The following is a 26,214-nucleotide window of genomic DNA, read 5'->3' as shown; positions in this document are numbered from 1 at the left end:
ACCGCATCCCCCGAAAATAATCATACGAAGGCGCTGGAGAACCGGCGCATTTGCCTGTATCCGCAGGAAACGACTTGTTGCGACTCTTTCGATGCGTTTAGCTTCGGGGGTGTCGAGGAAACTGCGGACCGCTCATGGGTACTGAAAATCTGATCCTGCTTCTCATCGAGGCCGGGTTCTATTTCGTCTTCATGGTGGGCATCCTGCATCTGCGCCACCAGATCGGCATCGGCGTTTTCGTCGCCGCGCTCGGCGTCATGCACTTCCTCGAGACCTATCTCGCGGCGGTCTTCTATATCGAATTGCCCTTCGGCGTCATCTCGCCCGGCTCCTCGGTGCTCTTTTCCGGCAAGCTGATGATGATCCTGCTTCTCTATGTGAAGGAGGACGCCGCCGTCGTGCGCGCGCCGATCTACGGCCTGCTCGCCGGCAATTTCCTGACGGTGGGTCTCAGCCTCCTGCTGCGCCACCACCAGACCATCGGCGCGGTGCCGGGCCGCATCGCCGACCTTGCCTTCATCGACGAGATGGGCTGGCTGATGCTGTGGGGCACCATGCTGCTCTATGTCGATTCGCTCGCCATCATCCTGCTCTACGAGCGGCTTGGCCGCGTGTTCCGGAAGAACACGGCGATGCGCTTCTTCGTTTCCGGCGTCGCGGTGCTGACCTTCGACCAGATCGGCTTTTATTCGGCGCTGCATTTCCTCAACGATGCGCCGGTGGAAGTCTTCTGGGGCGGCTGGGTCGCCAAGATGATGGCGGCCTGCGCCTATGCGGTGCTGATCACCGTCTATCTCTATTATTCGCGCATTTCGGCGATCCCCGTTTCGCCTCGGCCAATCGCCGATATCTTCGCCGATCTTACCTTCCGCGAGCGCTACGAGGACCTGCTCGATCGCTCGGGCCGCGATGCGCTGACCGGCGTCTACGACCGCAGCCGCCTGGAATTCGAGGCGCCGCGCATGCTCTCGGCCATGCTCGTCGCGGGCAAGCCCCTCGGCCTGATGATCATCGACGCCGACCACTTCAAGGACGTCAACGACCGCTTCGGGCACCTGGCGGGCGATGGCGTGCTGAAGGAGGCCGCGACCTGCCTGCAACGGGCGCTGCGGGGCGGCGACCGGCTCTTCCGTTTCGGCGGCGAGGAGTTCGTGGTGCTCTGCGAGGATGTCGCCCCGGCGGCCGGCGCCGAGCGCGCCGAAATGCTGCGCCAGCGGGTCGAAGCGGAAATCCGCCGGCCGGACGGCATGCCCGTCACGGTCAGCATCGGCGTCGCCAACAGCTATCATGACGGCACGACGCTGAACGCGCTGCTTTCGGCTGCCGACGCCCGGCTCTACGCCGCCAAGAATGCCGGCCGCAACCAGGTGGTTTCGGCGTAACACCCCTCGGCATTCCGCCCGCCGCGACCTGTCACAAAAGGGTCATGTGCGCTTCTTATACGATGGGCCGGAAGTTCCGCGACGCGCCGCTTCTGCACGTCCGCCGCGGGGCACAACCCTCACTTTGACGGATCCCGGCCATGCTCGACGACAATCACCTCAGCCGCATCAAGGCGGAAATCGCCGACAGTTTCGACGAAGAGCTGGAAATGCAGATCGAGGAGGAGCGGCTGGACGAGCTCGTCGCCGAGGGCATGTCCGGCCCGGCGCCGCAGACGCTGGAGCGCCGCGTCTATTTCCGCGAGCTGTTCCGCCTGCAGCATGAGCTGGTGAAGCTGCAGGACTGGGTGCAGCACAAGAAGCTGAAGGTCGTCGTCCTGTTCGAGGGGCGCGATTCGGCCGGCAAGGGCGGCGCCATCAAGCGCGTGACCCAGCGTCTCAATCCGCGCATCTGCCGCGTCGTTGCGCTGCCCGCGCCGACCGAGCGCGAGCGCAATCAATGGTACTTCCAGCGCTATGTGCCGCACCTGCCGTCCGCCGGCGAAATGGTGCTGTTCGACCGCTCCTGGTACAACCGTGCCGGCGTCGAGCGCGTCATGGGCTTCTGTTCATCGGACGAGCTGGAGGAATTCTTCCGCTCGGTGCCGGAATTCGAGCGCATGCTGGTTCGCTCCGGCATCATCCTCATCAAATACTGGTTCTCGATCACCGACGAGGAGCAGGAATTCCGTTTCCGCATGCGCATCCATGATCCGCTGAAGCAGTGGAAGCTTTCGCCCATGGATCTCGAAAGCCGCGTCCACTGGGAAGACTACACCAAGGCGAAGGAAGAGATGCTGGCGCGCACGCATATTCCCGAAGCGCCCTGGTGGATCGTCGAGGCCGTAGACAAGAAGAAGGCGCGCCTCAACTGCATCGCCCATCTTCTTTCGCAGGTGCCCTACGAGGACGTGCCGAAGACGCAGATCGACCTGCCGGAGCGCGTGCGCCACGACGACTATGTTCGCCACGAGCCGCCGGATGAAATGTACGTCCCGGAAGCCTACTGAGACCGGCGCAGGCCCTTGAACCTCCTCGACCAGACGCAACGGGCGGTAACGCCGGGGCTCGTCGGCGCCTATCGCTGCACGCCCGGCGGGCCGGTCCTGCCGCTCGCCCCGCAGGAGATCGAGACGGCGCTTGCGGCCGGCGAGGGCTGGGTGTGGCTGCATGTCGATCTCGTCGACCAGCGCATACAGGGCTGGCTGCCGGGACGGTGCGCCCTGCCGGCGGCAGCACGCGCGATCCTGGAGGGCCATGACGAAAGCCTGGTGCTTGGCCATGAGGCCGGCACGACGCATGGCGTCATCGCCGACCTGCAGCAGCAGGAGACGGACCGGGCCTCCACCAGCGTGGGGCGCCTGCATTTCGCCCTGACGGACCGGCTTCTCGTCACCGGCCGGCGCCATCCCGTGGAGGCGGTGAACCGCGTGCGGCGATCCTTCGCCGACGGTTTCTGCCCGGCGACCGCCTATGAACTTTTCGAGGCCATCGTCGCCGCCTTCTGCAAGAACACGGCGCTCAAGCTGAAGGAGGCCGCAAGCCTGCTCGATGCGGTGGAGGACCGCCTGGTCACCGAGCGTCTGAGCGACGAACGGCGCAGCCTCAAGGAGGTGCGCCGGCTCGCGGTCTCGCTGCACCGGCCGGTCGCCGGCATGGTGGCGCTGTTCGACGAGGAGGACCGCGAGGACTGGGCCCTGAGCGACCATGCCCATGCAATGTTCCGGCGGCTCTCGCTGCGGCTGGAGCGGCTCGACCGCGAAATCGTCACGGTCAACGACCGCGCCCGCCTGCTCCAGGAAGAAATGGCGGCGGAGCTGGCGGACGAATCGAACCGCAGCCTCAAGGCCATGGCCGTGATGAGCGCGCTGCTTCTGCCCGGCACGCTGGTCGTCGGTGTCTTCGGCATGAACACGGCGGGCCTGCCCTTCAGCGTGGGGGAATCGGGCTTCGTCTGGGCCATGCTGCTCGGCGTGGCCGCCACCGCGCTCTTCTACTGGCTGCTGCGCCGCGCCGGCATCGACCTGCGGTTCTAGCGAAGTCCAGTCGGAGCCGGCTTCTACGCTCTAAATTCTTTTGTTTTCGTTTGTCTGTTCGGGAAAACCGGTTCCCACTTTTCCCTGACAAACTCTAGACCCCGACATTCGGCCGGTCGATGATTTCGCGCAGCGCGAAGCTCGAATTGATCTTCACCACATGGGGCAGCGCCGACAGCCAGTCGCGGTGGATGCGCTCGTAGTCCTCCAGATCCTTGGCGGCGACGCGCAGGATATAGTCGTATTCGCCGGACATGAGGTAGCAGACCAGCACGTTCGGGCAGAGCTTCACCGCCGCCTCGAATTCGGCGAGCGTCTTGGCGAACTGGCCGGACAGCGAGATGTGCACGATGGCGATCATCTTGTAGTCGAGCGCCTTCGGCGAGATGCGGGCGTGATAGCCCTTGATGACGCCCGATTTCTCCAGGATGTCGAGCCGGCGCGAGCAGGCCGAGGGCGACAGGCCGACCCGTTCGGCAAGCTCGGCATTGGAGATGCGGCCGTTCTGCTGAATCACCTTGAGGATCGAAGCATCCATTGCATCCAGCGTGGCCATTGCAATTTTCCCCGAAAAATCTGCTGATATTGAAAGAATATTCGACTGAGGGCGATTTCGCAAACCGGCTTTGCAAGGACATTGCACGCGGCCTCTGCTTCCATGGTGCTCCCGCCGAAGAGCGGCAAGACAAAGGGAACATCACACCGGGAAAGGAACGCGCATGCGTGTCGGTTGTCCGAAGGAAATCAAGAATCATGAATACCGGGTCGGGCTGACGCCCGGAGCCGTGCGGGAATATGTGGCGCATGGCCACGAGGTCCTCATCGAGACCAAAGCCGGCGCCGGCATCGGCGCAGACGACGACGCCTACCGCGCCGCTGGCGCGAGGATTGCCGCCACCGCCGCCGATATCTTCCAGAAGTGCGACATGGTGGTGAAGGTCAAGGAACCGCAGCCCGCCGAATGGGCGCAGCTCCGCGACGGACAGATTCTCTACACCTACCTGCATCTTGCGCCCGATCCGGAACAGACCAAGGGGCTTCTTGCCTCCGGCGTCACCGCCATCGCCTATGAGACGGTGACGGACGAGCGCGGCGGCCTGCCGCTTCTGGCCCCGATGTCCGAGGTTGCCGGACGCCTTTCCATCCAGGCCGGCGCGACGGCGCTGCAAAAGGCCCATGGCGGTCGCGGCATCCTGCTCGGGGGCGTGCCCGGCGTGCTGCCGGCCAAGGTCGCGATCATCGGCGGCGGCGTCGTCGGCCTGCATGCGGCGAAGATGGCCGCCGGCCTCGGCGCCGACGTGTCCATCCTCGACCGCTCCATCCCGCGCCTGCGCCAGCTCGACGATCTCTTCGCCGGCCGCGTGCACACGCGTTATTCGACCATCGATGCGCTGGAGGAGGAGGTGTTCTCCGCCGACCTCGTCATCGGCGCCGTGCTCATCCCCGGTGCGGCCGCGCCGAAGCTGGTCACGCGCGAAATGCTCTCGGGCATGAAGAAGGGCGCTGTCATCGTCGACGTCGCCATCGACCAGGGCGGCTGCTTCGAGACCTCGCATGCCACCACCCATTCCGACCCGACCTACGAGGTCGACGGCGTGGTGCATTACTGCGTCGCCAACATGCCAGGCGCGGTGCCCGTCACCTCCGCCCATGCGCTCAACAATGCGACGCTGCACTATGGGTTGCAGCTTGCCGACAAGGGCCTGAAGGCGATTGCCGAAGACCGGCACCTGCGCGCCGGCCTCAATGTCCATAAGGGCCGCGTCACCAATCGTCCGGTAGCCGAGGCGCTGGGCTACGAGTCCCATGCGCCGGAAGCGGTGCTGAACGTCGCCTGATCAGAAAAGCGAGAACGGAAGGGGCCCGGAGCGATCCGGGCCTTTTTCATGCGCGCTCGACGCGGCACTGGTAACAATTGTTGCGGGCCGAGCGGATGTGCAGATAGGCGACGTCGTCGCGTTCCAGCAGCCTTGCCGCATGGCCGGGAATATCCGCGTTCTCGACCACGGCGCCGGTGCCGTAGAGGATGCGGTTTTCCGCGCTATAGCCGCGCAGGATGTAGACATTGCTGGTCAGCATCGGCGGCATGTCCTCAGACGGTTCGTGCGCCGCGCAGGGTTCGGCATGCAGGAAGATCGGCCCGGTCTCCGCATAGGGCTGGAGGGCCGGGAAGGGGCGATGGGCGAGGATGAGATAGGGCTCACCCGCGCCGACCAGCCGCAGGCAATGGCGGCAGGGCACGCCGGTGCCGTCTGAAACATGCCGTTCCGGCGCCATGCCATAGGCATCCGTGGCGCCATTCCAGTAGGCGGTTGCGGTTTCGGTCGGCAGCGGCAGGAAGCGGATGGACATGGAAGGGCTCCGGTTGGTGATGCCGATGGTCCCGCATCTGCCCCTGTGACGACACCCGTTTCTTGCCGGAATCAAAACCGCCGGCGCGAGGCCGGCGGCGGTAAGGCGATGACCGCGATCAGCGGACGAATTCGTCGATGCGGCGCAGCGTGACGCGGCGGTTGCGCCATTCCTCGTTCTGCGTCGGCACCAGCAGGAATTCCTCGCCGTAGCCGACGGTTTCGAGGGCCCGGAAGGGCAGGCCGAATTCCTCCACGAGAACCCGCTTCAGCGAAATGGCGCGGCGTTCCGAGAGCAGCTGGTTGGAGGCAGCCGAGCCCACGGCATCCGTATGGCCTTCGATCAGGAAGACGGCGCGGCGGCGACGGCTGAGGATGCGGTCCATGGCGCGGGCGATCTGGCGCACCTTGCGGTATTCCGAACGCGGGATTTCGGCCGAGGCGAAGGCGAAGTTGATCGACTGGATGTTGATCGAGGGCGCGGCGCCGCGCAGATCCGGGCGGCGCTTGAACTCGCGCACCGTCACCCGTTCCTCCTCGCGCATGCGGCGGGCGGGCGCGGCGTCGAGGCGGCGCAGGATCATCTCTTCCGACGGGGTTTCCTGGGCGAGGGCGCCACGCGAAAGGGCCGGGACGGCGAGGGCGGCGGCGAACGCGGTCAGAAAGGCGCGGCGTTGCATGGTGTGTTCCTTTTCATTCGGTCGTCTGTTGGCGGGCAAACTGCCATGGGCGACCTGAAGGGAACATGAACCGTGTGTTGGGCCGCGTTCAGGGTTTCCGGCGCTCGGCCGGCGGCAGACAGTCGCGCTTGGCGAGCGCCAGCACTTCGGCATCCGACAGGGGAACCAACGTCGCGTCCTCCGTGCCGACGGGCGAGAAGCCGAACATCTGGTAGAGCTGGAGCGCCCGGGGGTGATCGAGATTGTTGGTCGTCACCCGCACGCGCTTCGGCCCGGAGGCCCAGGCGGCATAGAGCGTCTGGAGCAGGAACCACTTGCCGATGCCAAGGCCGAGCGCCCGCTCCATCAGGCCGAAATGGGAAAGCTCGACCACGTCCTCGTCGATCTGCAGCAGTTCGAAGAAGCCGGCCGGCGCGCCGTTGACATAGAGCACCGTCACGCTGTTGCGCTTGTCGTGCAGCGTCGCCGCCAGCGTCTCGTCGTCCATGCGCAGCCGGTCGACCCAGTGCCAGCGGCTGCCGACCTGCCGGTAGATGAAGCGGTAGAAGGCCAGCGGAATGTCCGGCGCGCTGAGAATGGCGGTGTGCACGTTGACCGGCACCGGCAGGCTCTGCTTCGGCGGCGCGGTCATTTCGAGCGCGGTGATGTGCACGGCGATGGGCGCCGGCTGGACCTTCTTCGCCATGCTCAGTCCTTTCCCGTCACCACGGGCGTATCCTCGCGCCCGCCCCACTCGGACCAGGAGCCGTCATAGAGCGTGTTGTCCGTGTGGCCGAGGGACTGGAGGGCGAGCGTGATGACCGCCGCCGTGACGCCCGAGCCGCAGCTCGTGACGACCGGCTTTGCAAGGTCGATACCCGCATCCTCGAAGAGCTTGCGCAGGCTGGCGAGGTCCTTGAACTTGCCGCCGTCCGAGAAGGTGCCCATCGGCAGGCTTTTGGCTCCCGGCATGTGGCCGGAGCGCATGCCGGCGCGGGGCTCGGCCTCCTCGCCGGTAAAGCGGCCGGCGCCGCGCGCATCGGCGATCTGGCGCGAGCCCGTCGTCACGACGCCGCGCATTTCCTCGAAGGAGGTGACGGCATAGGGGTTGAAATTGGTGTGGAAGACGGCGGGGGCGGGTTCCGGCAGGTCGGTCGTCAGCGGCCGTCCCTCCTTCTTCCAGCCGTCGAGGCCGCCATCCATGACGAAGACGTTCTTCGCGCCCATGACGCGGAACAGCCACCAGACGCGCGGCGCAGTAAAGATGCCGGGACCATCATGCACGACGATGGTGTCCGTATCGGCGATGCCGAGCTTGCCGACTTCGGCGGCGAAGAAGTCCGGTGCGGGTATGGTGTGCGGCAGGCCGCTGGTATGATCGGCGATCACGTCCTGGTCGAAGAGGACGGCGCCGGGAATGTGACCGGCGGCATATTCGGCAACGCCGCTGCGGTTCTGCGCCGGCAGGTACCAGGAAGCGTCGACGACGCGGAACGCGGGCGCGCCGAGCTGCTTTTCCACCCAGTCCGCCGAAACGACGAACCTGCTCTTGTCATTGGACATGGTCATCCTCCTTCAGGCTTCGGAACCCGGCGCACCGAAACGGATGCGGAACCGGCGGTTCTCCTTGCCCTTCTTTTCGATCTTGGCGATGTGGATGGCGCCGACTTCCTGGGTTTCCGACACATGCGTGCCGCCGCAGGGCTGGCTGTCGATGGCGGAATTCTCGCCGATGCACACGAGGCTGACGCGGCCGAGGCCCATGGGCGGGCGGACGTTCTTGGATTTCACGATGCCGGGATTGGCGGCAAGCTCCGCATCGGTGATCCACTGCACGAAGATCGGGTGATTCTCGTTGACGAGCGTCATCAGTCTGGCCGTCACCTCGTCCCGGTCGATCGTGTCGGTCATGTCGAAATCGACGCGGCTGTCGTCTTCGCCGACGGCGGCGCCCGTGATGGGGTAGGGGCAGACGACGGAGAGCAGGTGGCAGGCGGTGTGCATGCGCATCAGCTTGTAGCGGCGCGCCCAGTCGATATGGGCGACGACCGTTTCGCCGACCAGCGGCAGCGCTTCGCCCTCCAGCGGGCGGTGCAGGATGATGTCCTTGCTGGCGCCCGTTACGGCCGGGCCGAGCGCGATGCGGCTGCCGTCGGCGCGCTCGAGAAAGCCGGTATCGCCGGGCTGGCCGCCGGAAGTGGCGTAGAAACAGGTCTGGTCCAGCTCGATGCCGCCGTCCGCATGCACCGCCGTCACCACCGCCTCATTTGTCGAAAGATAGAAATCGTCGCGAAAGAGGGCGGTGGTGGGAAGGGACATGAGACCTATTCGACCGGCTGATAGGGGACCTTGATCCCCGATTTCGCCGTCAGCCATCCCGGAACGGGCAGGCCCTTGGAATCGAGGAAGTCCGCATTGAAGAGCTTCGACTGATAGCGGTTAGCATAGTCGCAGAGGATCGTCACGATCGTATGGCCGGGGCCGAGGTCGCGCGCAAGGCGGATGGCGCCGGCAATGTTGATGCCGGAGGAGCCGCCAACGGCGATGCCTTCCTTCTCGATGAGGTCGAAGACCAGCGGAACGGCTTCGGAATCGGGGATGTTGTAGGAGTAGTCGGGCGTGAAGCCTTCCAGATTGGCCGTGATACGACCCTGGCCGATGCCCTCGGTGATCGAGCTGCCGGAGGACTTCAGTTCGCCGTGCGCATAATAGTTGAAGAGCGCCGCGCCATCCGGATCGGCAAGGGCGATCTTGATGTTGGGATTCCTGGCGCGCAGGCCCGCGGCGACGCCGGCAAGCGTGCCGCCGGAGCCGACGGCCGAAACGAAGCCGTCGACCTTGCCGTCGGTATCGCGCCAGATTTCCGGCGCGGTGGTCTCGATATGGGCGTCGCGGTTGGCGACGTTGTCGAACTGGTTGGCCCAGATGGCGCCGTTGGGCTCGGTCTTGGCGAGCTGTTCGGCAAGGCGGCCGGAGAGCTTCACGTAGTTGTTGGGGTTCTTGTAGGGAACGGCGGGAACCTCGACCAGCTCGGCGCCGAGCAGGCGCAGCGCGTCCTTCTTCTCCTGGCTCTGGGTTTCCGGGATGACGATGACGGTGCGATAGCCGAGCGCCTGGGCAACCAGCGCAAGGCCGATGCCGGTATTGCCGGCCGTGCCCTCGACGATGACGCCGCCGGGGCGCAGTGCGCCGGAGCGTTCCGCCGCGCGGATGATGGAGAGCGCGGCGCGGTCCTTCACCGACTGGCCGGGATTGAGGAATTCCGCCTTGCCGAGAATTTCGCAGCCCGTCGCTTCCGACGCGCCCTTGAGGCGGATGAGCGGCGTATTGCCGATTGCATCAAGAACGGACGGAAGAATGGACATGGCAGACGAGCCTCGCGCGTTATGTACCTAGACTGGAAGCGACTTTTCGGCCGGGACAGGCCGCATTGCAAGGAATGGCGTTCTTTGTGAAAGGGCTTCCAGAGGGATTTTTTCTACCCCTGATGTCCATTGCCGGGCCGCGTATAGACCACCTGCCGCACATCGATGTTCTTCGCCCTGAAACCCGCCTCGCAATAATAGAAGTAGAACTCCCAAAGCTTGCGGAAACGCTCGTCGAAGCCGAGCGGCACGATGCGCTCCCACGCCGCCCAGAAGCGGTGCCGCCATTCGGCGAGCGTGCGGGCATAGTCGTGGCCGAAGCCGATATCCGAGGCGGTGGACAGCCCGAATTGCCGGCCGAGCGCGGAAAGGTGCTCGCGTGTCGGCAGCATGCCGCCGGGAAAGACGTATTTCTGGATGAAGTCCGGGTTCGCCCGGTAGTCCGCATAGGCCTCCTGCAGGATGGTGATGATCTGCAGGCCGGCGCGCCCGCCCGGTTTCAGACATTCGTGCAGCTTGGAGAAATAGGCCGGCCAGTATTTTTCGCCCACCGCCTCGAACATCTCGATGGAGACGATGCGGTCATAGGTGCCGGTCTCGTCGCGGTAGTCCTGGAACTTCAGCTCCACCCGGTCGGCAAGGCCGGCTTTGGCCATGCGCTCGCGCGCGAAGGCGAGCTGTTCGCGGCTGATCGTCAGGCCCGTCACCTTGCAGCCGATCTCGCCGGCGGCGAATTCCGCAAAGCCGCCCCAGCCGCAGCCGATTTCCAGGACGTGATCGTTTGGGCCGATGCCCGTCGCCTCCGCCAGCGCACGGTATTTCGCCAGCTGCGCGGAGGTGAGGTCGTTGGCCCCGCGCGCATAGAGCGCCGAGGAATAGGTCATCGTCGGATCGAGCCACTCGGAATAGAAGGCATTGCCGAGATCGTAATGGGCGGAAATGTTGCGCTTCGAGCCGCGGCGGGTATTGGCGTTCAGCCAGTGGCGGAACTTTTCGACGATGAGGAAGAGGCCGCGCGGCCCGTTGGTGTAGTTGCGCACCACGTCGCCATTGACGAGGACGAGTTCGAGGAAGGCGCCGGCATCCGGGCTTTCCCAGTCGCCGTCCATGTAGCTTTCCGCAACGCCGATCGTGCCGGCGCTGACGGCGCGGTGCACGAGGTTCCAGTTGTGCAGCCGCACGGTGGCCTCGGGGCCGGGCGAGGCGCCGGCGATCACGAAGGTTTGTCCGCCGGGGATCGTCATCGACAAGGTGCCGGCCTGAAGCGCGAGCAAGCCGCGCAGCACCATCTGCGCGCGGAAGGGCAGGCCCTTCGTCCGCTCCGAAAAATTTTCCGACGTCAGTCTGTCGCCGGCTGAAAAGGTCTTTTCTGAAATCATTTGAGGCGTCATCGATTGTCCCTCTGCAACCCGACGTAAGGGAAGGCTAGCGTCAATGCGCCAAAACGCCAAGACGTGAATCGTTGCAGTCGGGATTACGCACGAGGCCGATTGCCGGATCGCCCGAAAAGAAAGGCCGGTCAAAAAAACGCGGGGTTTTAACGGCCTGTTAGCAAACATGGTTAATTTTGCGTCTATCCGGCGCGCGATGGGAACGGAATGCCCCGTCGTTCGTTCGGACGGAAAATGGAGATACCGTGATGCTTTTCGGACTGTTTGACGCCACCCCCACCGACGACGATGATATCGCCACCGGCACCTTTGCGGACGGGGTGATCGGAACGCCGCTGAGCGACCCTTCCGCCCGCCCGCGCGAGCGCAGCAAGGCCTTCCGCCGCAGCGCCCACGAGCGCGATTACGGCACCACGCGCGCCGCCGGCCAGACGGGCGCCGGAATGGTGCCCTGAGCCCTCCCACGCCGGGAACAAAGCCTGCCCCGGCGTGTTTCTCTTCTTGCGAACAGAGGAGAGCGCGCCATGACCCACCACATCGACAATCGGCAGTTCGATCCCCGGCAGACGGCCCGCCAGGTCCTCGATGTCATCGAGCATTGCCGAAAGCATGGGGTGGACAAGGCGGAAGAGCGCAAGCTGCTTCTCCTCTTCGGCCGCTTCGCCAGCCGCCACGAACTCCAGATGAACATCAAGCGCGCACCGCAAAACCTGCGCTGACGCATCGCCTTGCGGCGATCCGGAATTTTCATGGTGCTGAATGCCCAAGGGCCACGCTCTCCAGCGCGGCCCTCTTTGATTCTGGTGTTCTTTTCGGGACCACACGATTGACTTCGACGGGCTCGCGCCGGTGGCGCTGCTTCGCTGCCCCGTCCCTTTGGCCCGAAGGCCAGTGAGCACAACACCAGCCACTTACAACACGCGACGCCTCAATTCCTCAACCGGGAAGGCACGGTGCCGTCATTTTCCGCCAGCGCCTGTATGAGCGCCTTGTGAAGCCATGCGTCCATGGTGGCTTCATCCTGCTGGTCTCCCGCATAGCCGAGTTCGGCGGCAAGTTCCTGGCGTTCGTCCAGGCTCGCATCGAGGCCGAGGATCTTCAGGAGATCGACGATCGAGTCGCGCCATTCGAGTCCGGCGCCGTTCTTGCCCGCGGCATCGTCGAGGAGGCCGACCACGTCGACCGGGCCGTTCGGGCCGACCCTTGCGGGTTCGGCATTCGCGCCGCCCAGCGTCGCGGCCACTTCGCTTTCGAGGTTCGGCGTCACGGGCACCGAGGCGGCCGTCGGGTCTGCGGCGGGCCCGGAGCCTGCGCCCGGAACGCTCTGGTCTTGCGGGGTGCCGAAGAGCTTTTCCTTGATTGTATTAAACAGTCCCATCGCCAATCCTTCCCAGGTATCCGCATCAACGTCGTCGTCGAATGCGAACTATGGCGCCGCTCCCCATTGGCAAGTGCCAATGCGCCTGTCGGCGTCGATCACTAGGCGCGGGGGCAATGGCCCTGCCGGTTCAGGGAACAACGGGTCGGCCGCGACGTTCGGCTCCAAAGGCAAGTCAGGAGGCTGTCATGAATCGCATCATCTACATCGTTGGCCTGGTCGTGGTCGTCCTTGTGATCCTTTCCTTCCTGGGTCTTCGGTAAGGCCTGAGAGAATGGACGCGCAACGCGAACGACGAATAAGAGAGCGCGCTTTCGAACTGTGGCAGCGCGAGGGCTCGCTCGATGGCAGGACCCTGGGCCACTGGCTGCAGGCGGAACGGGAGATCGACGAGGACGATGCGGAAGAGGCGCGCAAGCGCGACGCTATCGCGCTTGCGGCGGCGGCAAATCCGCATTGAGGTTCGACGTCCCCTTGGCAGCGGAGCCTGCGGGCATCCCCCGCCGTCACATGGCCGAGCGCGGCCGCCTTTGCTGATCATGCGACGTCAGCAAAAGTCGCGCCATCCCCGTGATGGGATCGATGGTCCCGGTTATGCCGTCCGCGTCCGGTAGATAATGGCTGCAAACATCAACACGCCGGCGAACACCGTGATCGAGGCAACGGCAACGACAGGCTCTGCTGCCGGCGTGCCTGTCAGAAGAAGGTAAAGGGCGGGCGCCATCACCGCCACGCCGAGCACATAGACATAGGCCTGGATCCTTGCGAGCCGGGAAGAGGCCCCAGCAGGGTTGAGGGCGTGATAGGTGCCGAAGATCGACATCGTCACCCAGCCGAGCAGGTTGACATGCGCATGCGCGCCGACGGCGGCATAATCCTGCGCGATGGCCATTTTCAAACCGATCAGGATGCCGGCAATCAGGAAACAGATCGCCGTCAGAAAGTAGAAACGAGATATTGCTGGCATGGCCCCCTCCATGAGATTTGTCGAATGGAACCACGTTTTTTGACACTTGTCAGTATGGCGCCGACAGCGGGCCTGGCACCCGGGCGGGCTCGATGCGCTCGCTTCCATCGCGAGGCCACAACGCGTGTTGGAACAGGCGCTGAACCGTCGGCGTTACACCGCGATCAAGCAGGACGAATTTCCGAAGGGAGAGGATGTGCGGGAAAGAAAAAGCCCGTTATCGGATCTCTCGACGATAACGGGCTCTTCTTTGAATTTGGCTCCCCGGGCCGGATTCGAACCGGCGACCTGTCGATTAACAGTCGAATGCTCTACCGCTGAGCTACCAGGGATCATCCGCTCGCTGCGGAGTGAGCGCGTAATACAAATGCCTGATCGATTTGCCAAGCGCTTTTTGACAAAAAAATGCACGGGACTTGATTGATTGTGGAGAAGTCTCCAACTGGGAGAGGAAAGAGCCTTGGAAAACCGGGCTTTGCAGCGGATGAACGGTGAATGACGGAACGAAAAACAAATATGCATTTCGGGATCGATCCCCGCACGCGGGAGATCGTCATCGGCTCGTTTCGCATGAAATTGCCGGAATCGCGCTGGCTGCGCACCACGATCGGCGTGCTTCTGGTCATCGGCGGCATCCTCGGCTTCCTGCCGATACTCGGATTCTGGATGGTGCCGCTCGGCCTGCTCGTGCTTTCGCACGATTCCCATTTCGTCCGCCGCCAGCGTCGCCGCTTCTCCGTCTGGTGGGCCTCGCGCAAGGCCCGGCGCAACACGCGCTGACGCCCCGTTGCCTCCCACTACGGGACCTGCTCTAACCCCTGACGTCAATTCGAGGCGAGGGGACGGGCATGGATGTGTTGGCAAAGGGTGTGGTGATCGGCATCGGCGCGACGGTGCTGATGGATCTCTGGGCGATTCTTCTCTGGAAGGCCTTTGGCCAGTCCCGGCCGAACTGGGCGCCGGTGGGGCGCTGGTTCTATCATCTCAAGAACGGCATCGTCTTTCATGACGATATCGGCAAGGCCGAGCCCTATGGCCAGGAACGCGCGCTCGGCTGGATCGGCCACTACGCCGTCGGCATTGTCTATGGCGTTATCCTGGCGTTGATCGTCGGCCCGGCCTGGTTCGCCGCGCCCACCTTCCTGCCGGCCTGGATTCTCGGCATCGTCACGGTCGGCGCCGGCTGGTTCCTGCTGCAGCCCGGTCTCGGCATCGGTATTGCCGCCTCCAAAACACCTGCTCCCGGCAAGGTGCGGGTGCTGAACCTCGTCTCGCACACCGTCTTCGCCCTCGGCCTCTACGGGACCGCATTGCTGCTTCTCTAGAAGGAAACGCCACCGCGCAAGGGAGGCGCGATGGCGTTCTTCAGTCTTGGCGGTCTGTCTTACCGGGCGGCGGCGATGCCGAGGATCAGGCCGGTGGCGACGCTCATCAGGAGATAGCTGTTGTCCACCTTGACCCATTGCTGGCCGCGGCCCGGCTTGCGCAGGCCATAGCGGTGGTAGTCGCGGATCGGCGGCCGGCGCTTCCAGTCGGAATAACGCTCGCCCTTGCGCCAGTGATGGCGCTTCTTGGCGTCATGCTTGTTCCAGGAGGAGGAATAGCCGGGCTTGCGGTCATGGCCGTAGTTCTGCTGCGCCTGCGCCATCGGGGCGGCGGCGAAGGAAAGGGCAACGGCCGTAAGAAGAGTGCGTGTGAAGAGCTTCATGGGAGGGTCCTCGTTGTTGATGGGAGGACCCTAGTCTTCCGCCGATGAACGAAAACTGAATGCAACATTAAACTTCTGTAATGAAAACATTGGCTTAATATATGCGGCGATTGTGCGGCACGGCCTCACGCGGTTGCGTGAGGCATGGCGGCGTCGATCGGGAAGGCCCGGTCATAGACGATGTTGAAGACGAAAGCGTAGACCAGATAGAAGGCCACGACCGCGATATCCAGCACCAGCGCCGTCATCAAGCCGATGCCCAGATACCAGGCGATGAACGGGATGAGGGCGACGATCAGGCCCGCCTCGAAGAGCGCCGTATGGACAAGCCGGATGGCCATCGTCTTTTCCACGCTGCCGCGCAGGCGCAGCATCGCCTTGTCGAAGCCGAGATTGAAAACGAAGTTCCACAGCGTCGCCACTGTGGCGGAGACGATGCCGATCACGCCCATATGCGCGACGGGCTTGTCGAACAGCAGGGCAGCGCCCGGCGTGAAGATCGCAAGGCCGATCAGCTCGAAAAGGATGGCGTGGCGAACGCGGTCACCAAAAGTACGCATGTCATGTCCTCGTTTCTTGTTGAGTTCGTTTCTTGTTGGCGAGGGTTCTATCTGATATTTTCGTGGAGAAAAGTTAGATACTATCTGGATTTTAGATAGATGACGGTATCGCTGGACCAACTGGATGCCTTCGCGGCGGCGGCCGAACATGGCTCGTTCTCCGCGGCCGCGCGGCACCTGCGCAAGGCGCAATCGGCCGTGAGCCTGCTCGTCTCCTCGCTGGAGGATGATCTCGGCGTCAAGCTGTTCAGCCGGGCGACGCGCAATCCGACGCTGACGGAAGCGGGCAAGCGGCTGCTGGCCGAGGCGCGGCTGATCCTCGACCGCCGCGAACACCTGATCGGCGTCGCCCGCACCTTCGAGGCCCATGTCGAGACGCGGCTTGTCGTGGCGATCGACGAACTGTACCCGGAGCCCGCCATCGGCGCGCTGTTCGCGGCCTTCGCCGACCGCTTTCCCCATGTCGAGCTGGAGCTGCTTTTCCCACGCACCAGCGATGTTCCGGCGCTCGTCGCCGAGGGCAAGGCCGACCTCGGCGTGATGTGGCGCCAGGAGGACCTGCCGCCGACGCTCGGCTTCCACACCATTGGCTGGGTGCCGCTCATTCTCGTCTGCGGCCGCAATCATCCGCTGGCCGGCGCGCCCGTCACCTGGGAGGAGCTGAAGCGCCACCGCCAGATCATGGTGGCCAAGCGAAGCGAGGGCATGGAGACGCACCGGTTGCGTATCGCGGCCGAAGTGTGGTGGGTGGAAAGCCACTGGGTCATCCTGCAGATTCTTCAGCGCGGCATCGGCTGGGCACTGATTCCCGCCCATATCCTGGCGAATTCTCCGCTCGTCGGCGAGGTTGCAACGCCCGCGCTGCAGTTCGACGCGGGGGCGCATCCCGTGGCGCTCGAGCTGATCTGGAACAAGCAGCGCCCGGCCGGCCCTGCGGCGGAGTGGCTGCGTGCGCAATTCGTCGCCACCGGCATCCGCGAGGGCGAAGGCGAAGGGTCGCAGCGCGTCGCTGAGGTCGTGACCGTTCTGTGAGCCTGGCGCGAAAAAGCCCGGCCGTTTCCGGCCGGGCTTCCGTCTGGTCCGCAAGCGGCGGCCGCCCGGGCTTAGACCTCGGTCGGTTCCCCGCGCTCGATATTGCGCAGCTCCGCCATGGCGAGACCGATGAGATAGACGAGGAACCAGTGGCGGGACCGGCGCGCCGTTTCAAGAACCATCGTGAGATTGGACCTGGCCATCTGGGCGTCGATCTGCGGTTGGGAATCAAGCTTATACATGAAGTGCCTCCAAAGGCCGGGCTACAACGGCGGCCATGCCCCGAGAGGCTGGCGTCAGGACCGTATGGGTATCTCCCCGCATGGCCTGAAGCATTTCAAGCGTGCGGTGGTCGAATTTTGCGACGACGGCGACGACATCTTCGCCATCGATCTGGCGCGGAATGCCGAGCGGCGTCACCATGAAGTTCAACTGGACGAGGCGAAGCAGCCAGATCGGCTCCATCTCGATGATAATGCTGTCGACGCCATTTGCCATGCCCCATTCCACGATGCCCGAAAGCAACTCGTTGGCGACGGGGCTGAGTTTGCGGCCGCGCTCGCGGTGGGTTTTGGAGACGCAATACCGCGTCCATTCCCAGACATTCGCGCCCCGCGGCTGGTCCACCTCGCACAGCGTGGACAAGACGGTCGACAGCAGATGCGGCCGGGTTGTCGGCAGCATGCGCTGGTAACCCACGACCTTGCCGTCCCGCCTGCAGATCATGTGGACGGCGCTGTCGTTGTCGAACTGGTCGATTTCGCGTTTGTCGGGCCGGGCCAGGTCGTTCCAACCCTTCTCCTCGACAAACACGTCATGGCGGAGCCTGTAGGCCTCCTCCAGTTCCTTTCCATTTTCCATTGTCAGGATTTCAATCATGGCACACCCCCTGCTTGCCGTGCAGCAAGAATTGGAATCCGGACCGAAACTTTTGCAGTAGGGGAAATCCCACCTTGACTAGGTGATGAGGCCTTTGCGAATCGCTTCCGCAACGGCGTGCGCGCGATTCATCGCGCCCAGTTTCAATCTAACATTGTAGATGTGTTTGGCTATGGCTTTTTCGGAAATGCCGAGAATGACGCTGATCTCCCAGTCGGTCTTGCCGGCGGAGATCCAGCCGACGACCTCCCGCTCGCGATGGGTGAGGCGCGTGGAGGCCTGCGTGGCTGCCGTCCGCAGTTCCAGCGCCCGGCCGAAGGCGAAGCTGGCGATGAGGGTCATGGCGCCCTTGGCCTCCGGCGCGTCGTCGACCTCCGCACCCGCGAAGGAGAAGCCGACGTTCCGGCCGTCGAGGGAAACGAGGGAAACGGTGCAGCCATTGCCGAGCGAAAAATCCTTCGCCCGGTCCATCACCAGCTTCTCGTTCCGCCCGATATCCTGCCCCTTGGAGAAATCGGACCAGGAAAAGGTGGGCGAGGCGCTCAGCACACGGCGAATGGTCGGGTCCTGGAAGAGGAAGCCGTTCTGGAAGTAGATTTCCGCCCATTCCTGGGGCCAGTCGGCGAGGAGCACATGCCGCATCTGGTCGCTCGGCAGCATGCCGGAGCGCGGGATGAAGCCGGCAAGGATCTTCTTGACGCCATAGGCCGCGGTCGCGCGCATCGCCGCGCTGGTCAGATCGGCCGGCGTCGTTATCTGCTTGACCTCGGAGAGGAACGCCAGGGTCCGATCCAGATCGGCAGATATCGCTTTCTTGGCCATGGCGCATGCCCCTTCGTGTCCCAATTTCGATCAACGCACATCCGATTGCTGTCAAGCAGGGGAAGAACGAATCGAAATGCCTTCGGGTTCTTTTTGCGCGATGAAGGCCGCCCGGCGCTCAGAGCAATTAACGCGTGAAATATCAAGAGGTCAATTGCAACGCGGAGGTGCTGAATGCCGGGCCATGGGGAGACGCGGGCAACGCGCCGCGTCCACCCCGCCGGAGGACGTTGCGGGGCAGGGGCCGGGTCGTCATCGCCGGCTTTCACGTCACTCCTTGACGATACGGCCCTCCTGCGGCGGGCGAGGGCAGTGCAGCGTCGTTTCCTCCGTGCCGAAGCTGGCCCAGAAGGCGGCGTCCGCCTGCATGTTCGTGTAGCAGAGTTCGATTTTGACCTGCCGGGAAAGCGCGGAGAGCTTGTCCTTTTGCGCCTTTGTCATGGGCGTATCGATGGAAAGCAGCGGCAGAGACGCCTTGTCGGCCACGGTGCCCGTCACGCCCGAGGTCGTCGTTTTCGGGGAGAACGTCGTGTCGTCGTAGAGATTGCTGAGCACCACCGGGAAAAAGCTCTGGAGATCGCCCGGCGCTGACGCACCTGCGGACTGTTCGATCGTCCAGTCCCGGTGCGTGAGCTTCGCATAGTAGACGACAGCCGGTCCGTTTCCGTCGTTTCGAAGGCTGAGGGTCTGCTTTTCCGCGTCCACGACGAATTCAAGGTGGGGCACGGTGGATCGCTGCGCCGTTTCAAGCGCGCGATTTGCCGTCTGGTTTGCCTGGATGGTGCCCCAGAGGGCGATCACCAGGGCGACACCGCCCAGCACCCAGGCGCCGAGCACGTCGCGGCTCATCGCGGGACCGTGCTCACGGGTTCGGGCGGCGGCGCCCGGGGAAAACGCGGGAGCGGACATCTGCCTCGCCTTGGCGGCTTCGAGGCCTGCGGCGAGCTCGTTCAGTCTGCGTGCATTGTCGTCCATCTGTGTCCTCCGACCCCGTCATCGGGTTTGAACCTGGCCCAAGTCACAGACGGCTGGCCGGTCGCATTCATTCAGAGATTTCAAAACCGGCGGCGCGCGGCAAGGCGCAGATGGCCGTCGCAGGGGATACGTTCATGCCGACGAGAGCCGGAGCCGCCGCCGACGCGCGAGGCTGAAAGAGAAAGCCGGGCTCGATAGGCCCGGCTTCCCGTTGACGCGAAGGACAGCGAGGCCGGACGGCTAGTCTTTCGAGGGACGCACGAGCGAGATGACGCGGGGTTTCGAGGGCGCATCCAGCCATTCGATCCACTTGTCCCGCTCCTCGATCGTGTCGAAGAAGCGCCAGAGCTTGTAGCCATCGTCGGTTGTTTCGAGCATTTCCCCGAGAGAGGCGAGCTCCAGCGGCAGATCGACCTCGTTGCCGTCGAAGCGAACGAAATAGATGCCGTCGGCGGCAAGGCGCACCACCTGGCCGGTGCCGTAGCTGCCATCGAGATCGTCGACGGTGAAGTACATGCCTGTGAGGGTATCGAGCATTTTATTGGTCACGTATCTATGCCAGTTCTGAAAGGATGCGAGTACCGCAAGTCTTGCCCACCGACTGGCGAAAGGCAAGGCGGCCGAAGCGCCGCAGCGGGCTTCTCAGATCCCTTCTTGCCGCGCGACCATCCGCAGCAGCTGAGAGAGCGTTGCCTCTGCCCTGGCGATGTCGTCCTGCGTATCGCCATCCCAGTCCGGAACCATGTCTTTCTCGGCGGCGAGGTCGTCGAGCGTCGCGCGGATATCGGCGATATCGCCGTCGCCCAGCCGTGCCGCGACCACCGCCAACTGGCTGGCGGACGGCGATCCGCCGAGCGGGGCGTCCGGTCCGAGGACCTCGGCGATGATGAGCTGAAAACGCTTCCGTTGCATTCCGGTTCCTATCTCACCTTTGCATGACTCGCCATGCGCTAGTTCAGAAGATGCACCAGCCAGAGCGAGAGCGCGGGGAAGGCGAGGAGAATGGCGAGGCGGATGAAATCCGCGGCGACGAAGGGCAGCACGCCGCGATAGGTGCTGAGGATCGGCACGTCGCGGGCGATCTTGTTGATGATGAAGACGTTGAGGCCGATGGGCGGCGCGGTGAGGCCGATGCCGACCACGACCAGCACCAGGATGCCGAACCAGATCGCGACGTCTTCGGTCGGCATGCCGAAATTGAGCGACAGCACGACGGGGATGAAGACCGGCAGGGTCAGGAGGATCATGGCTAGCTCATCCATCACCGCGCCGAGCACGATATAGGCCAGCATCATGCCGCAGATGACGGCGTAGGGCGGCAGGGCGGATTCGCCGATCATCGCGGCAAGCGTCATCGGCATCTGGGTGAGGGCGAGGAACGCACCGAACACTTCCGCGCCGAGCAGGATGAGGAAGATCATGCCGGTCGTCTCGGCCGTCTGGAGGAAGCTCTGCTTGATATCGTCAAGATTGAGAGTTCCTTGCATCGACCCGACGGCCAGCATGATGGCCGCGCCGACGGCCGCGCCCTCGGTCGGCGTGAAGATCTGGCCGTAGATGCCGCCGACGACGACAACCGCGATACCCGCCGCCGGAATGACGGCGAAGTCGGCAAACAGCAGGAGCAGGCCGAGGATCGCCAGCAGGACGCCGCCGATCGCGCCGAGAGTGCCGGCAAGCCAGGCGCCGGCGGCAAGGAGGAAAAGCACGGCGCCGGCCGGGCGCGCCCAGACCGGGCGCCGGGTGGCGGCCGGTGGGGTGAAGTCGACCGGCGGCGCAAGGTCCGGACTGCGGCGCACGGCGACGGCGATCGCAAGGATGTAGAAGGCAGCCGCAAGCAGGCCGGGGATCAGCGCGGCCTGGAAGAGCTTGGCGATGTTCTGTTCGGCGGTGATGGCGTAGATCACCAGGATCACGGACGGCGGAATGAGGATGCCGAGCGTGCCGCCGGCCGCGATCGTGCCGGTGCCGAAACCCGGATCCACCTTCGCCCGGCGCAGTTCCGGCAGCGCCGCCCGCCCGAAGGTCGCCGTGGTGGCGACCGACGAGCCGCAGATCGCGCCGAAACCGGCGCAGGCGACGATGACCGCCATCGGCATGCCGCCTCGAAGGCGTGAAAGGCTGTGTTCCGCCGCGCGAAGAAGCGTCGCGGCGATGCCGGAGCGCTCTGCCAGCGCCCCCATCAGCACGAACAGCGGGATGACCGACAGCGTATAGCTGGCGAACTGGCTATAGGCGTTGGTCTGCAGATAGTAGATCAGCGCATGGGGGCTGGAGAGCCAGGCATAACCGGCCGCGCCCACCGCCAGCATGGCAAGCGCGATGGGCATGCGCGCGGCGATCAGCAGCAGCATGGCGCCGAAGCCGAGAAGGGCAATCGAAAAACCACTCATGGACGGCCTCCGATCTTGCGAAGGGCGACCGCGAGGGTGACGAGGCAGGCAAGCGCCGCGAGAAGCGAACAGGCGATATAGACGGGCCAGATCGGCCAGGCGAGCTGGATCAGCGTCTCGCCATAGGCGCGTGCGTTGAGGCCGCCGGCAAAAAGCCCCCAGGAGAAGAAGCCCAGGAAGGCCGCCAGCACAAGATCCCAGAACCCGTCGATGACGGCATTCACCCGCGGGCGCAGCTTGAGCGTGAAGGTATCGACGGCGATATGGCCGCTCTTGGCCGCCGTGTAGGCCAGTAAAGCGAAGACCGCGACGCCGACGCTGATCTCGACCATTTCATAGTCGCCGGGGATGGGTTTGTTGAACAGCCGGCGTCCGGCGACGCTGATCGTCACCAGCACGGCCGCAAAGCAGATGAGGATGCCGCCGGCGATGGCCATGAGGCCGGCCAGCCGCTCGACCCGGCCGACCCGGGCGTGTTCGACCTTTTCCATGAAAGGCTCCGTCGCGATCGTGGAGGATGCGCCGGGACGGCGGAGCGCCGTCCCGGCTGCCCGGTCAGGCCTTGGTGTATTTCTGGATCGCGTCCTGCGCCGCCTTGATGAGCGCCTCGCCGTCGAGGCCCTTGGCCTTCATGTCGGTAACCCATGTATCGCGAACCGGCGCGGTGGCTTCCACCCAGCGCGCCTTTTCCTCTTCGCTGATCGCGGTGACCTTGTTCTTGCCGCTGGCCTCGACCTTGGCGCGCACCTCGGCACCGATCCTGTCCCACATGTCGCCGGCGGCCTTTGCGAAGGCGAGGCCGCTATTGCGGTCGAGGATCTCGCGCAGCTCGGGGGCAAGCCCTTCGTATCGCGCGGTGTTCATCGCCAGGAAGAAGGTCGCGGTATAGAGCGTCGGCGTGCCCGGAATTTCGAGATGATAGGAGGTCAGCTCGTCGATCTTCAGCGACGGCACCACCTCCCAGGGCACTACGCAGCCGTCGATGGCGCGTTGCGCCAGGGCCTCAGGAATCTGCGGGGTCGGCATGCCGACCGAGGTCGCGCCGAGCGCCGCCAGCGCTTCGCCGGCAAGACGGGTCGGGTTGCGCAGCTTCAGCCCCGCAAGGTCTTCCTTCGTCTTGATCTCGGTGTTGGTGTGGATCAGGCCGCTGTCATGCGCCCAGAAGCAGAGGAGCTTGGTGTCGGTCACGCCGGGCGCGACATGGGCCTGGGAATACTCCTCGCAGGCCGGCGCGTTCACGGCGCCCTTCTGCGCGGCGATGAACGGCAGTTCGAAGACTTCCGTTGCGGGAAAACGGCCGGGCGTGCTGCCGGGCAGGGTCCAGACGATATCGACGACGCCGTTGACCGCCTGATCGTAGAGCTGCGGCGGCTTGCCGCCGAGCTGCATGGCGGGGAATATCTCGACCTTCAGCTTGCCGCCGCTCTGCTCGTCCAGCGCCTTGGCCCAGGGCATCAGCAGGTGCTGGTGGACATTGGCCGCCGGTGGCAGGAAATGATGCAGCCGCAGCGTCACGGCGTCCTGAGCGCGCACGCTCGTGGATTTCAGGATGGCCGGGGCGGCCAGTGCAGTCCCCATGCCGGCAATGAATGTACGCCTGGTGAATTCCATTCTCTTCCTCCTCGAATGGTCTGGCGGCGCCTGTTCCTCCTCGAACAGGCAAGCGTCCGGTCTTGTGACCTCGACGCTCCGACAGGAGCATGATTAACATGATAAATGAATTGTGCACGTCCTAATCGGCGGTAAAAAAAAATGTGATTGGGCAATTTCCGAGCGGGAGATGTCGGGCCGCTCGACTGGTCTGAGGAAGTTATCGCGGGTAGGGGCGAAAACAAGGGCGCTACTTTGGAACAGGTGTAAAGCGTTTACCGTCTCGTTGGCATCTGGGCGTCGTCATCTCGGAGCACCAGGCGGACGGCATGCAGTGAAACTGAAAAACAGTGGCGCAATGGCGATGAGTATTGTCGGTGCGACCTATCGCTTCGAGGATGGACTTGGTCGATCAATCTCCACTTTCATCGTCAATCCAAATCTTCGAACCAAACCAGGCGGTACAGTAGAGGCAGCCACAGGTACACGGGCACGGAAATGGAACTGTCCCGTCGATGGATCGAGAGGGCGTTAAGGTGATCGTTTGCACGAAGGCCGCTGTTTACGAAGACGGCACCAAGGAGGCGCTTTTTAGAAGTGCCTTTACCCGGCTTCCGACTCATTTCTGAGTTGTTTCGCGCTCTTGTCCACTGAAGAGGACAGGGGGAGTTGGGCATGAATGAACAGAAGCGTTGAAACTGCACAGTGAAGACTATGAACAACTTTGACCGACTCGACTCTCGCAGAAATTGATTCCATGATGCGCCTAGGGGTTGGGGGACTTCATGAAGCTTGAAGCAGTTGAATTTCGATCAACGATCAACCGTGTGCTCGCTAACGATAAGGCAAAACTAATCATCACGGCGCTGTCCGTAGTGATTGCGTTTACCGCAACTGCTGCAGCACCGTTCCTATATGCCAAAGTGGCAAATGTTCGCGACTGGTGCTACGTTCCCTATATCGGCACCACCCGCGAAACCGCGAGAGAAACCGCGATCGTATCGTCGCTGTTCTTGATGTCAGCGCTGTTTCTTTACACGACTGTTTCGTCTCTAAGACGTAGCCGAAATATCATGATCAACATACTGTTGTTTTCCTGCTCATACTTGCTGATCGTAGTCGTATTTAGCATGTATTTTTACACTTTTGGGATCACGGTAACAGAAGTTGGATCGAAGCGATTGTCTCTAGAGACCGGGGCCATCGTTCGAAACATGGGCGATTACATCTATTTTTCCCTATCCAACTCAATATTTTTGACTCCTCAAGAATTCGACGCATGCCCTTCGCTCAGGCTCGCTGTGGTTTTGCAGCGTGTCGCGTCTCTTTTCGTCGCTTTTGCAGCTGGTCTGGTGGGCGGCCGAATTACAAAGTTGATTGATTGACTTCGGCTACCGCTACCGCTACCGCCAGAGGGCTGAGAACTCTCTGTCAAACTCGAACAGGTCGAATTCGTTCAAGAACCACACATCCTCCATGTAAATGGACAGGTCGGTCGACGTGTAAGCGTAACCGACCATCTTCTCCCCCCCGTACTCACCTTCCATTACATCGTGTGCTGTGGGCAGAGAGGTGATATCGAAGTCGGAGAGTCGTTTCATTTCCGCCGTCTCAAACAGGCCGTCGCCGTTATCAATCCAGAGCGCAAGATCTGCAAGTTCGTCACCTGAGATTGTGCCGTCCTTGTCCTTGTCAAATTCTGCCAATCTCTGGAAGCCGTTTTCATATCCCGGAGTATTTGCGAACAGCCATTGCCCGTTGATTTCCTTTGGGGGCGCCCCTTTACTCAGGTCCAACAAGAACCCGTCCGTGTTTGGAAGAACCCAGTCAATCTTTTGTTTATTCCCATCACCACTTAGGTCAAATTCGATGAATTTCGGAATCGAGAAAATGGTATAGACCTGCCTCTGAGCCGTTGTGATCGCGCCTACGTCGATTAGACCATTTCCATTCAAATCCAATACAATAGGGCAGTCAGACGACACAGCTTGCTTCACGGACAGAAAGTAGAGCACGCCTCCATAAAGCGGACCGCTACCGGCCAGTAGAGCACACAGCGAAACAATCCCAATGCTCTTCTTGGGTGAAGCTCCAGCAACTCTCGCAGGGTTGATATTCCCGGTTCTTCTAACCGGCCTTGCTTTTCTTGTGCGCTTTACCGTGCGAAGCATGTCGCCCCCTCCGACCCAGTTGCTTCTCGTATAAAAGCACACTTCCGAAGAATTGCGAGTCCTGCTCGACTCTCGGTTGCTGCCGTGCTCCTCTTATGCGCTAGGCAACAGGAGAGGAAAATGACCGCAACGATCACAGAAAACCGTCCGTTAGCCGTCAACATGGCCGCCTACATCGGACTATTTGCCGGCGTGGAATCGTTCCTGCAGGGCATTTTTGAGAAAGCACTTAACGGCGACGGCACGTGGGCCGATTCCATTCTGCACCACGTTCAAAGCATCAACACGCGCATTGATATCGTGGAAGATTTCCTTCGTAGCTGCAAGGCGGATACCAAGCTCGCCAAGGAGATACTGCCTCTCATCCCTCGACTTCGTGAGGCGAACACATATCGAAACAAGCTAGGCTCAGGACTCATTGATTAGGTCCAGAAGATGATGGTGGCTGCGATACAGATTGCCGAGAAGAAGGTATGCGCGCAACGGTCGTAGCGGGTTGCGATGCGCCGCCAGTCC

34 protein-coding genes, 1 tRNA gene and 1 pseudogene are annotated in these 26,214 nt (G+C 63.1%); 12 read left to right on the top strand and 24 right to left on the bottom strand.

What is annotated here, in order from left to right:
- Positions 1-134 precede the first annotated feature (134 nt).
- The 3 genes from V8U06_RS03960 (at position 135) to V8U06_RS03950 (ending at position 3,457) form a co-directional block, all read left to right on the top strand.
- Positions 135-1,382, top strand: coding sequence for a diguanylate cyclase (locus tag V8U06_RS03960; protein ID WP_427139614.1), 1,248 nt, complete (start codon positions 135-137; stop codon positions 1,380-1,382).
- Positions 1,383-1,522: 140 nt separating this feature from the next.
- Entirely contained in the window at positions 1,523-2,431 is a 909-nt protein-coding gene (gene ppk2, locus V8U06_RS03955; RefSeq protein ID WP_427139613.1) for a polyphosphate kinase 2, read from the top strand.
- A 15-nt stretch (positions 2,432-2,446) separates the two neighbouring features.
- A complete protein-coding gene (locus tag V8U06_RS03950; RefSeq protein WP_427139612.1) occupies positions 2,447-3,457 on the top strand; it encodes a CorA family divalent cation transporter in 1,011 nt (336 codons plus the stop codon).
- Positions 3,458-3,551: 94 nt separating this feature from the next.
- Here V8U06_RS03950 and V8U06_RS03945 read toward each other — a convergent pair whose 3' ends face one another.
- Positions 3,552-4,013 (bottom strand): Lrp/AsnC family transcriptional regulator, encoded by a 462-nt coding sequence (locus V8U06_RS03945; protein ID WP_226919326.1) that lies wholly within the window; start codon positions 4,011-4,013, stop codon positions 3,552-3,554.
- Positions 4,014-4,176: 163 nt separating this feature from the next.
- Between V8U06_RS03945 and ald the strand changes: the two genes are divergently transcribed.
- Positions 4,177-5,295, top strand: coding sequence for an alanine dehydrogenase (gene ald / locus V8U06_RS03940; protein WP_226919325.1), 1,119 nt, complete (start codon positions 4,177-4,179; stop codon positions 5,293-5,295).
- 46 nt (positions 5,296-5,341) lie between these two features.
- Here the strand turns inward: ald and V8U06_RS03935 are convergent, their stop codons facing one another.
- The 7 genes from V8U06_RS03935 to V8U06_RS03905 form a co-directional block, all read right to left on the bottom strand.
- Positions 5,342-5,809: a DUF1203 domain-containing protein gene (locus V8U06_RS03935; RefSeq protein ID WP_427139611.1), complete on the bottom strand. Its 468-nt coding sequence runs from the start codon at positions 5,807-5,809 to the stop codon at positions 5,342-5,344.
- 118 nt (positions 5,810-5,927) lie between these two features.
- Entirely contained in the window at positions 5,928-6,488 is a 561-nt protein-coding gene (locus V8U06_RS03930) for an OmpA family protein (RefSeq protein ID WP_226919323.1), read from the bottom strand.
- Between the two features lie 88 nt (positions 6,489-6,576).
- On the bottom strand, positions 6,577-7,173 hold the full coding sequence (locus tag V8U06_RS03925) for a GNAT family N-acetyltransferase (RefSeq protein WP_427139610.1): 597 nt from the start codon (positions 7,171-7,173) through the stop codon (positions 6,577-6,579).
- Between the two features lie 2 nt (positions 7,174-7,175).
- Positions 7,176-8,036, bottom strand: a complete 861-nt coding sequence (gene sseA, locus V8U06_RS03920) for a 3-mercaptopyruvate sulfurtransferase (protein ID WP_427139609.1) — start codon at positions 8,034-8,036, stop codon at positions 7,176-7,178.
- Between the two features lie 6 nt (positions 8,037-8,042).
- A complete protein-coding gene (locus V8U06_RS03915) occupies positions 8,043-8,786 on the bottom strand; it encodes an alanyl-tRNA editing protein (protein WP_427139608.1) in 744 nt (247 codons plus the stop codon).
- Between the two features lie 5 nt (positions 8,787-8,791).
- Positions 8,792-9,832 carry a cysteine synthase A gene (locus V8U06_RS03910; RefSeq protein ID WP_427139607.1) on the bottom strand — a complete coding sequence of 347 codons (1,041 nt, stop codon included), beginning with the start codon at positions 9,830-9,832 and terminating at the stop codon, positions 8,792-8,794.
- Positions 9,833-9,945: 113 nt separating this feature from the next.
- The gene (locus V8U06_RS03905; protein ID WP_427139606.1) at positions 9,946-11,211 is read right to left on the bottom strand and encodes a class I SAM-dependent methyltransferase; all 1,266 of its coding nucleotides are present in this window, start codon (positions 11,209-11,211) and stop codon (positions 9,946-9,948) included.
- Positions 11,212-11,468: 257 nt separating this feature from the next.
- Between V8U06_RS03905 and V8U06_RS03900 the strand changes: the two genes are divergently transcribed.
- Both V8U06_RS03900 and V8U06_RS03895 read left to right on the top strand, forming a co-directional pair.
- The gene (locus tag V8U06_RS03900; RefSeq protein ID WP_427139605.1) at positions 11,469-11,678 is read left to right on the top strand and encodes a hypothetical protein; all 210 of its coding nucleotides are present in this window, start codon (positions 11,469-11,471) and stop codon (positions 11,676-11,678) included.
- A gap of 69 nt (positions 11,679-11,747) precedes the next feature.
- Positions 11,748-11,942, top strand: a complete 195-nt coding sequence (locus V8U06_RS03895) for a hypothetical protein (RefSeq protein WP_427139604.1) — start codon at positions 11,748-11,750, stop codon at positions 11,940-11,942.
- Positions 11,943-12,151: 209 nt separating this feature from the next.
- On the opposite strand, the gene V8U06_RS03890 is transcribed toward V8U06_RS03895, so the two are convergent.
- Positions 12,152-12,601: a DUF3597 domain-containing protein gene (locus tag V8U06_RS03890; protein WP_427139603.1), complete on the bottom strand. Its 450-nt coding sequence runs from the start codon at positions 12,599-12,601 to the stop codon at positions 12,152-12,154.
- 274 nt (positions 12,602-12,875) lie between these two features.
- On the opposite strand from V8U06_RS03890, the gene V8U06_RS03885 reads away from it, so the two are divergent.
- Positions 12,876-13,061, top strand: coding sequence for a DUF2934 domain-containing protein (locus V8U06_RS03885; protein WP_427139602.1), 186 nt, complete (start codon positions 12,876-12,878; stop codon positions 13,059-13,061).
- A 132-nt stretch (positions 13,062-13,193) separates the two neighbouring features.
- Here the strand turns inward: V8U06_RS03885 and V8U06_RS03880 are convergent, their stop codons facing one another.
- Together V8U06_RS03880 and V8U06_RS03875 are read right to left on the bottom strand one after the other, a co-directional pair.
- Positions 13,194-13,568 (bottom strand): hypothetical protein, encoded by a 375-nt coding sequence (locus V8U06_RS03880; protein WP_226919312.1) that lies wholly within the window; start codon positions 13,566-13,568, stop codon positions 13,194-13,196.
- A 257-nt stretch (positions 13,569-13,825) separates the two neighbouring features.
- Positions 13,826-13,900 (bottom strand) — tRNA-Asn (locus V8U06_RS03875).
- A 184-nt stretch (positions 13,901-14,084) separates the two neighbouring features.
- Between V8U06_RS03875 and V8U06_RS03870 the strand changes: the two genes are divergently transcribed.
- On the top strand, positions 14,085-14,348 hold the full coding sequence (locus V8U06_RS03870; protein ID WP_226919311.1) for a hypothetical protein: 264 nt from the start codon (positions 14,085-14,087) through the stop codon (positions 14,346-14,348).
- A 68-nt stretch (positions 14,349-14,416) separates the two neighbouring features.
- On the top strand, positions 14,417-14,893 hold the full coding sequence (locus tag V8U06_RS03865) for a DUF2938 domain-containing protein (protein ID WP_427139601.1): 477 nt from the start codon (positions 14,417-14,419) through the stop codon (positions 14,891-14,893).
- Between the two features lie 59 nt (positions 14,894-14,952).
- On the opposite strand, the gene V8U06_RS03860 is transcribed toward V8U06_RS03865, so the two are convergent.
- Together V8U06_RS03860 and V8U06_RS03855 are read right to left on the bottom strand one after the other, a co-directional pair.
- A complete protein-coding gene (locus V8U06_RS03860; RefSeq protein ID WP_427139600.1) occupies positions 14,953-15,276 on the bottom strand; it encodes an RcnB family protein in 324 nt (107 codons plus the stop codon).
- A 125-nt stretch (positions 15,277-15,401) separates the two neighbouring features.
- Positions 15,402-15,836 (bottom strand): PACE efflux transporter, encoded by a 435-nt coding sequence (locus V8U06_RS03855; RefSeq protein ID WP_427139599.1) that lies wholly within the window; start codon positions 15,834-15,836, stop codon positions 15,402-15,404.
- Positions 15,837-15,935: 99 nt separating this feature from the next.
- On the opposite strand from V8U06_RS03855, the gene V8U06_RS03850 reads away from it, so the two are divergent.
- Positions 15,936-16,868, top strand: coding sequence for a LysR family transcriptional regulator (locus V8U06_RS03850; protein ID WP_427139598.1), 933 nt, complete (start codon positions 15,936-15,938; stop codon positions 16,866-16,868).
- Positions 16,869-16,939: 71 nt separating this feature from the next.
- Here the strand turns inward: V8U06_RS03850 and V8U06_RS03845 are convergent, their stop codons facing one another.
- The 9 genes from V8U06_RS03845 to V8U06_RS03805 all read right to left on the bottom strand — a co-directional run bounded on the left by V8U06_RS03845 (position 16,940) and on the right by V8U06_RS03805 (position 23,548).
- Positions 16,940-17,110, bottom strand: a complete 171-nt coding sequence (locus tag V8U06_RS03845) for a hypothetical protein (RefSeq protein WP_427139597.1) — start codon at positions 17,108-17,110, stop codon at positions 16,940-16,942.
- Positions 17,103-17,747 (bottom strand): acyl-homoserine-lactone synthase, encoded by a 645-nt coding sequence (locus tag V8U06_RS03840; protein ID WP_427139596.1) that lies wholly within the window; start codon positions 17,745-17,747, stop codon positions 17,103-17,105. The genes V8U06_RS03845 and V8U06_RS03840 overlap by 8 nt, the downstream gene beginning before the upstream one ends.
- 78 nt (positions 17,748-17,825) lie before the next feature.
- On the bottom strand, positions 17,826-18,569 hold the full coding sequence (locus V8U06_RS03835; protein ID WP_427139595.1) for a helix-turn-helix transcriptional regulator: 744 nt from the start codon (positions 18,567-18,569) through the stop codon (positions 17,826-17,828).
- A gap of 270 nt (positions 18,570-18,839) precedes the next feature.
- On the bottom strand, positions 18,840-19,544 hold the full coding sequence (locus V8U06_RS03830; protein WP_427139594.1) for a hypothetical protein: 705 nt from the start codon (positions 19,542-19,544) through the stop codon (positions 18,840-18,842).
- A gap of 240 nt (positions 19,545-19,784) precedes the next feature.
- The gene (locus V8U06_RS03825) at positions 19,785-20,081 is read right to left on the bottom strand and encodes a hypothetical protein (RefSeq protein WP_226919302.1); all 297 of its coding nucleotides are present in this window, start codon (positions 20,079-20,081) and stop codon (positions 19,785-19,787) included.
- A 105-nt stretch (positions 20,082-20,186) separates the two neighbouring features.
- Entirely contained in the window at positions 20,187-20,456 is a 270-nt protein-coding gene (locus V8U06_RS03820) for a hypothetical protein (protein WP_427139593.1), read from the bottom strand.
- 38 nt (positions 20,457-20,494) lie between these two features.
- Positions 20,495-21,937: a TRAP transporter large permease gene (locus tag V8U06_RS03815; RefSeq protein WP_427139592.1), complete on the bottom strand. Its 1,443-nt coding sequence runs from the start codon at positions 21,935-21,937 to the stop codon at positions 20,495-20,497.
- A complete protein-coding gene (locus tag V8U06_RS03810; RefSeq protein ID WP_427139591.1) occupies positions 21,934-22,428 on the bottom strand; it encodes a TRAP transporter small permease in 495 nt (164 codons plus the stop codon). The genes V8U06_RS03815 and V8U06_RS03810 overlap by 4 nt, the downstream gene beginning before the upstream one ends.
- A gap of 64 nt (positions 22,429-22,492) precedes the next feature.
- Positions 22,493-23,548, bottom strand: coding sequence for a TRAP transporter substrate-binding protein (locus V8U06_RS03805; RefSeq protein ID WP_427139590.1), 1,056 nt, complete (start codon positions 23,546-23,548; stop codon positions 22,493-22,495).
- Positions 23,549-24,312: 764 nt separating this feature from the next.
- On the opposite strand from V8U06_RS03805, the gene V8U06_RS03800 reads away from it, so the two are divergent.
- A complete protein-coding gene (locus tag V8U06_RS03800) occupies positions 24,313-24,912 on the top strand; it encodes a hypothetical protein (protein ID WP_427139589.1) in 600 nt (199 codons plus the stop codon).
- Positions 24,913-24,930: 18 nt separating this feature from the next.
- Here the strand turns inward: V8U06_RS03800 and V8U06_RS03795 are convergent, their stop codons facing one another.
- Positions 24,931-25,698 (bottom strand): hypothetical protein, encoded by a 768-nt coding sequence (locus tag V8U06_RS03795; RefSeq protein WP_427139588.1) that lies wholly within the window; start codon positions 25,696-25,698, stop codon positions 24,931-24,933.
- 120 nt (positions 25,699-25,818) lie between these two features.
- Here V8U06_RS03795 and V8U06_RS03790 point away from each other — a divergent pair, with 120 nt between their 5' ends.
- Positions 25,819-26,124: a hypothetical protein gene (locus V8U06_RS03790; RefSeq protein WP_427139587.1), complete on the top strand. Its 306-nt coding sequence runs from the start codon at positions 25,819-25,821 to the stop codon at positions 26,122-26,124.
- Here the strand turns inward: V8U06_RS03790 and V8U06_RS03785 are convergent.
- Positions 26,121-26,214: pseudogene (locus tag V8U06_RS03785) on the bottom strand (IS5/IS1182 family transposase); the annotation flags it as partial. The gene V8U06_RS03790 and the pseudogene V8U06_RS03785 overlap by 4 nt on opposite strands.

The organism is Shinella sp. G-2 (assembly GCF_050172695.1).
Taxonomy (GTDB): domain Bacteria; phylum Pseudomonadota; class Alphaproteobacteria; order Rhizobiales; family Rhizobiaceae; genus Shinella.
This window is presented reverse-complemented; position numbering and strand designations above follow the sequence as displayed.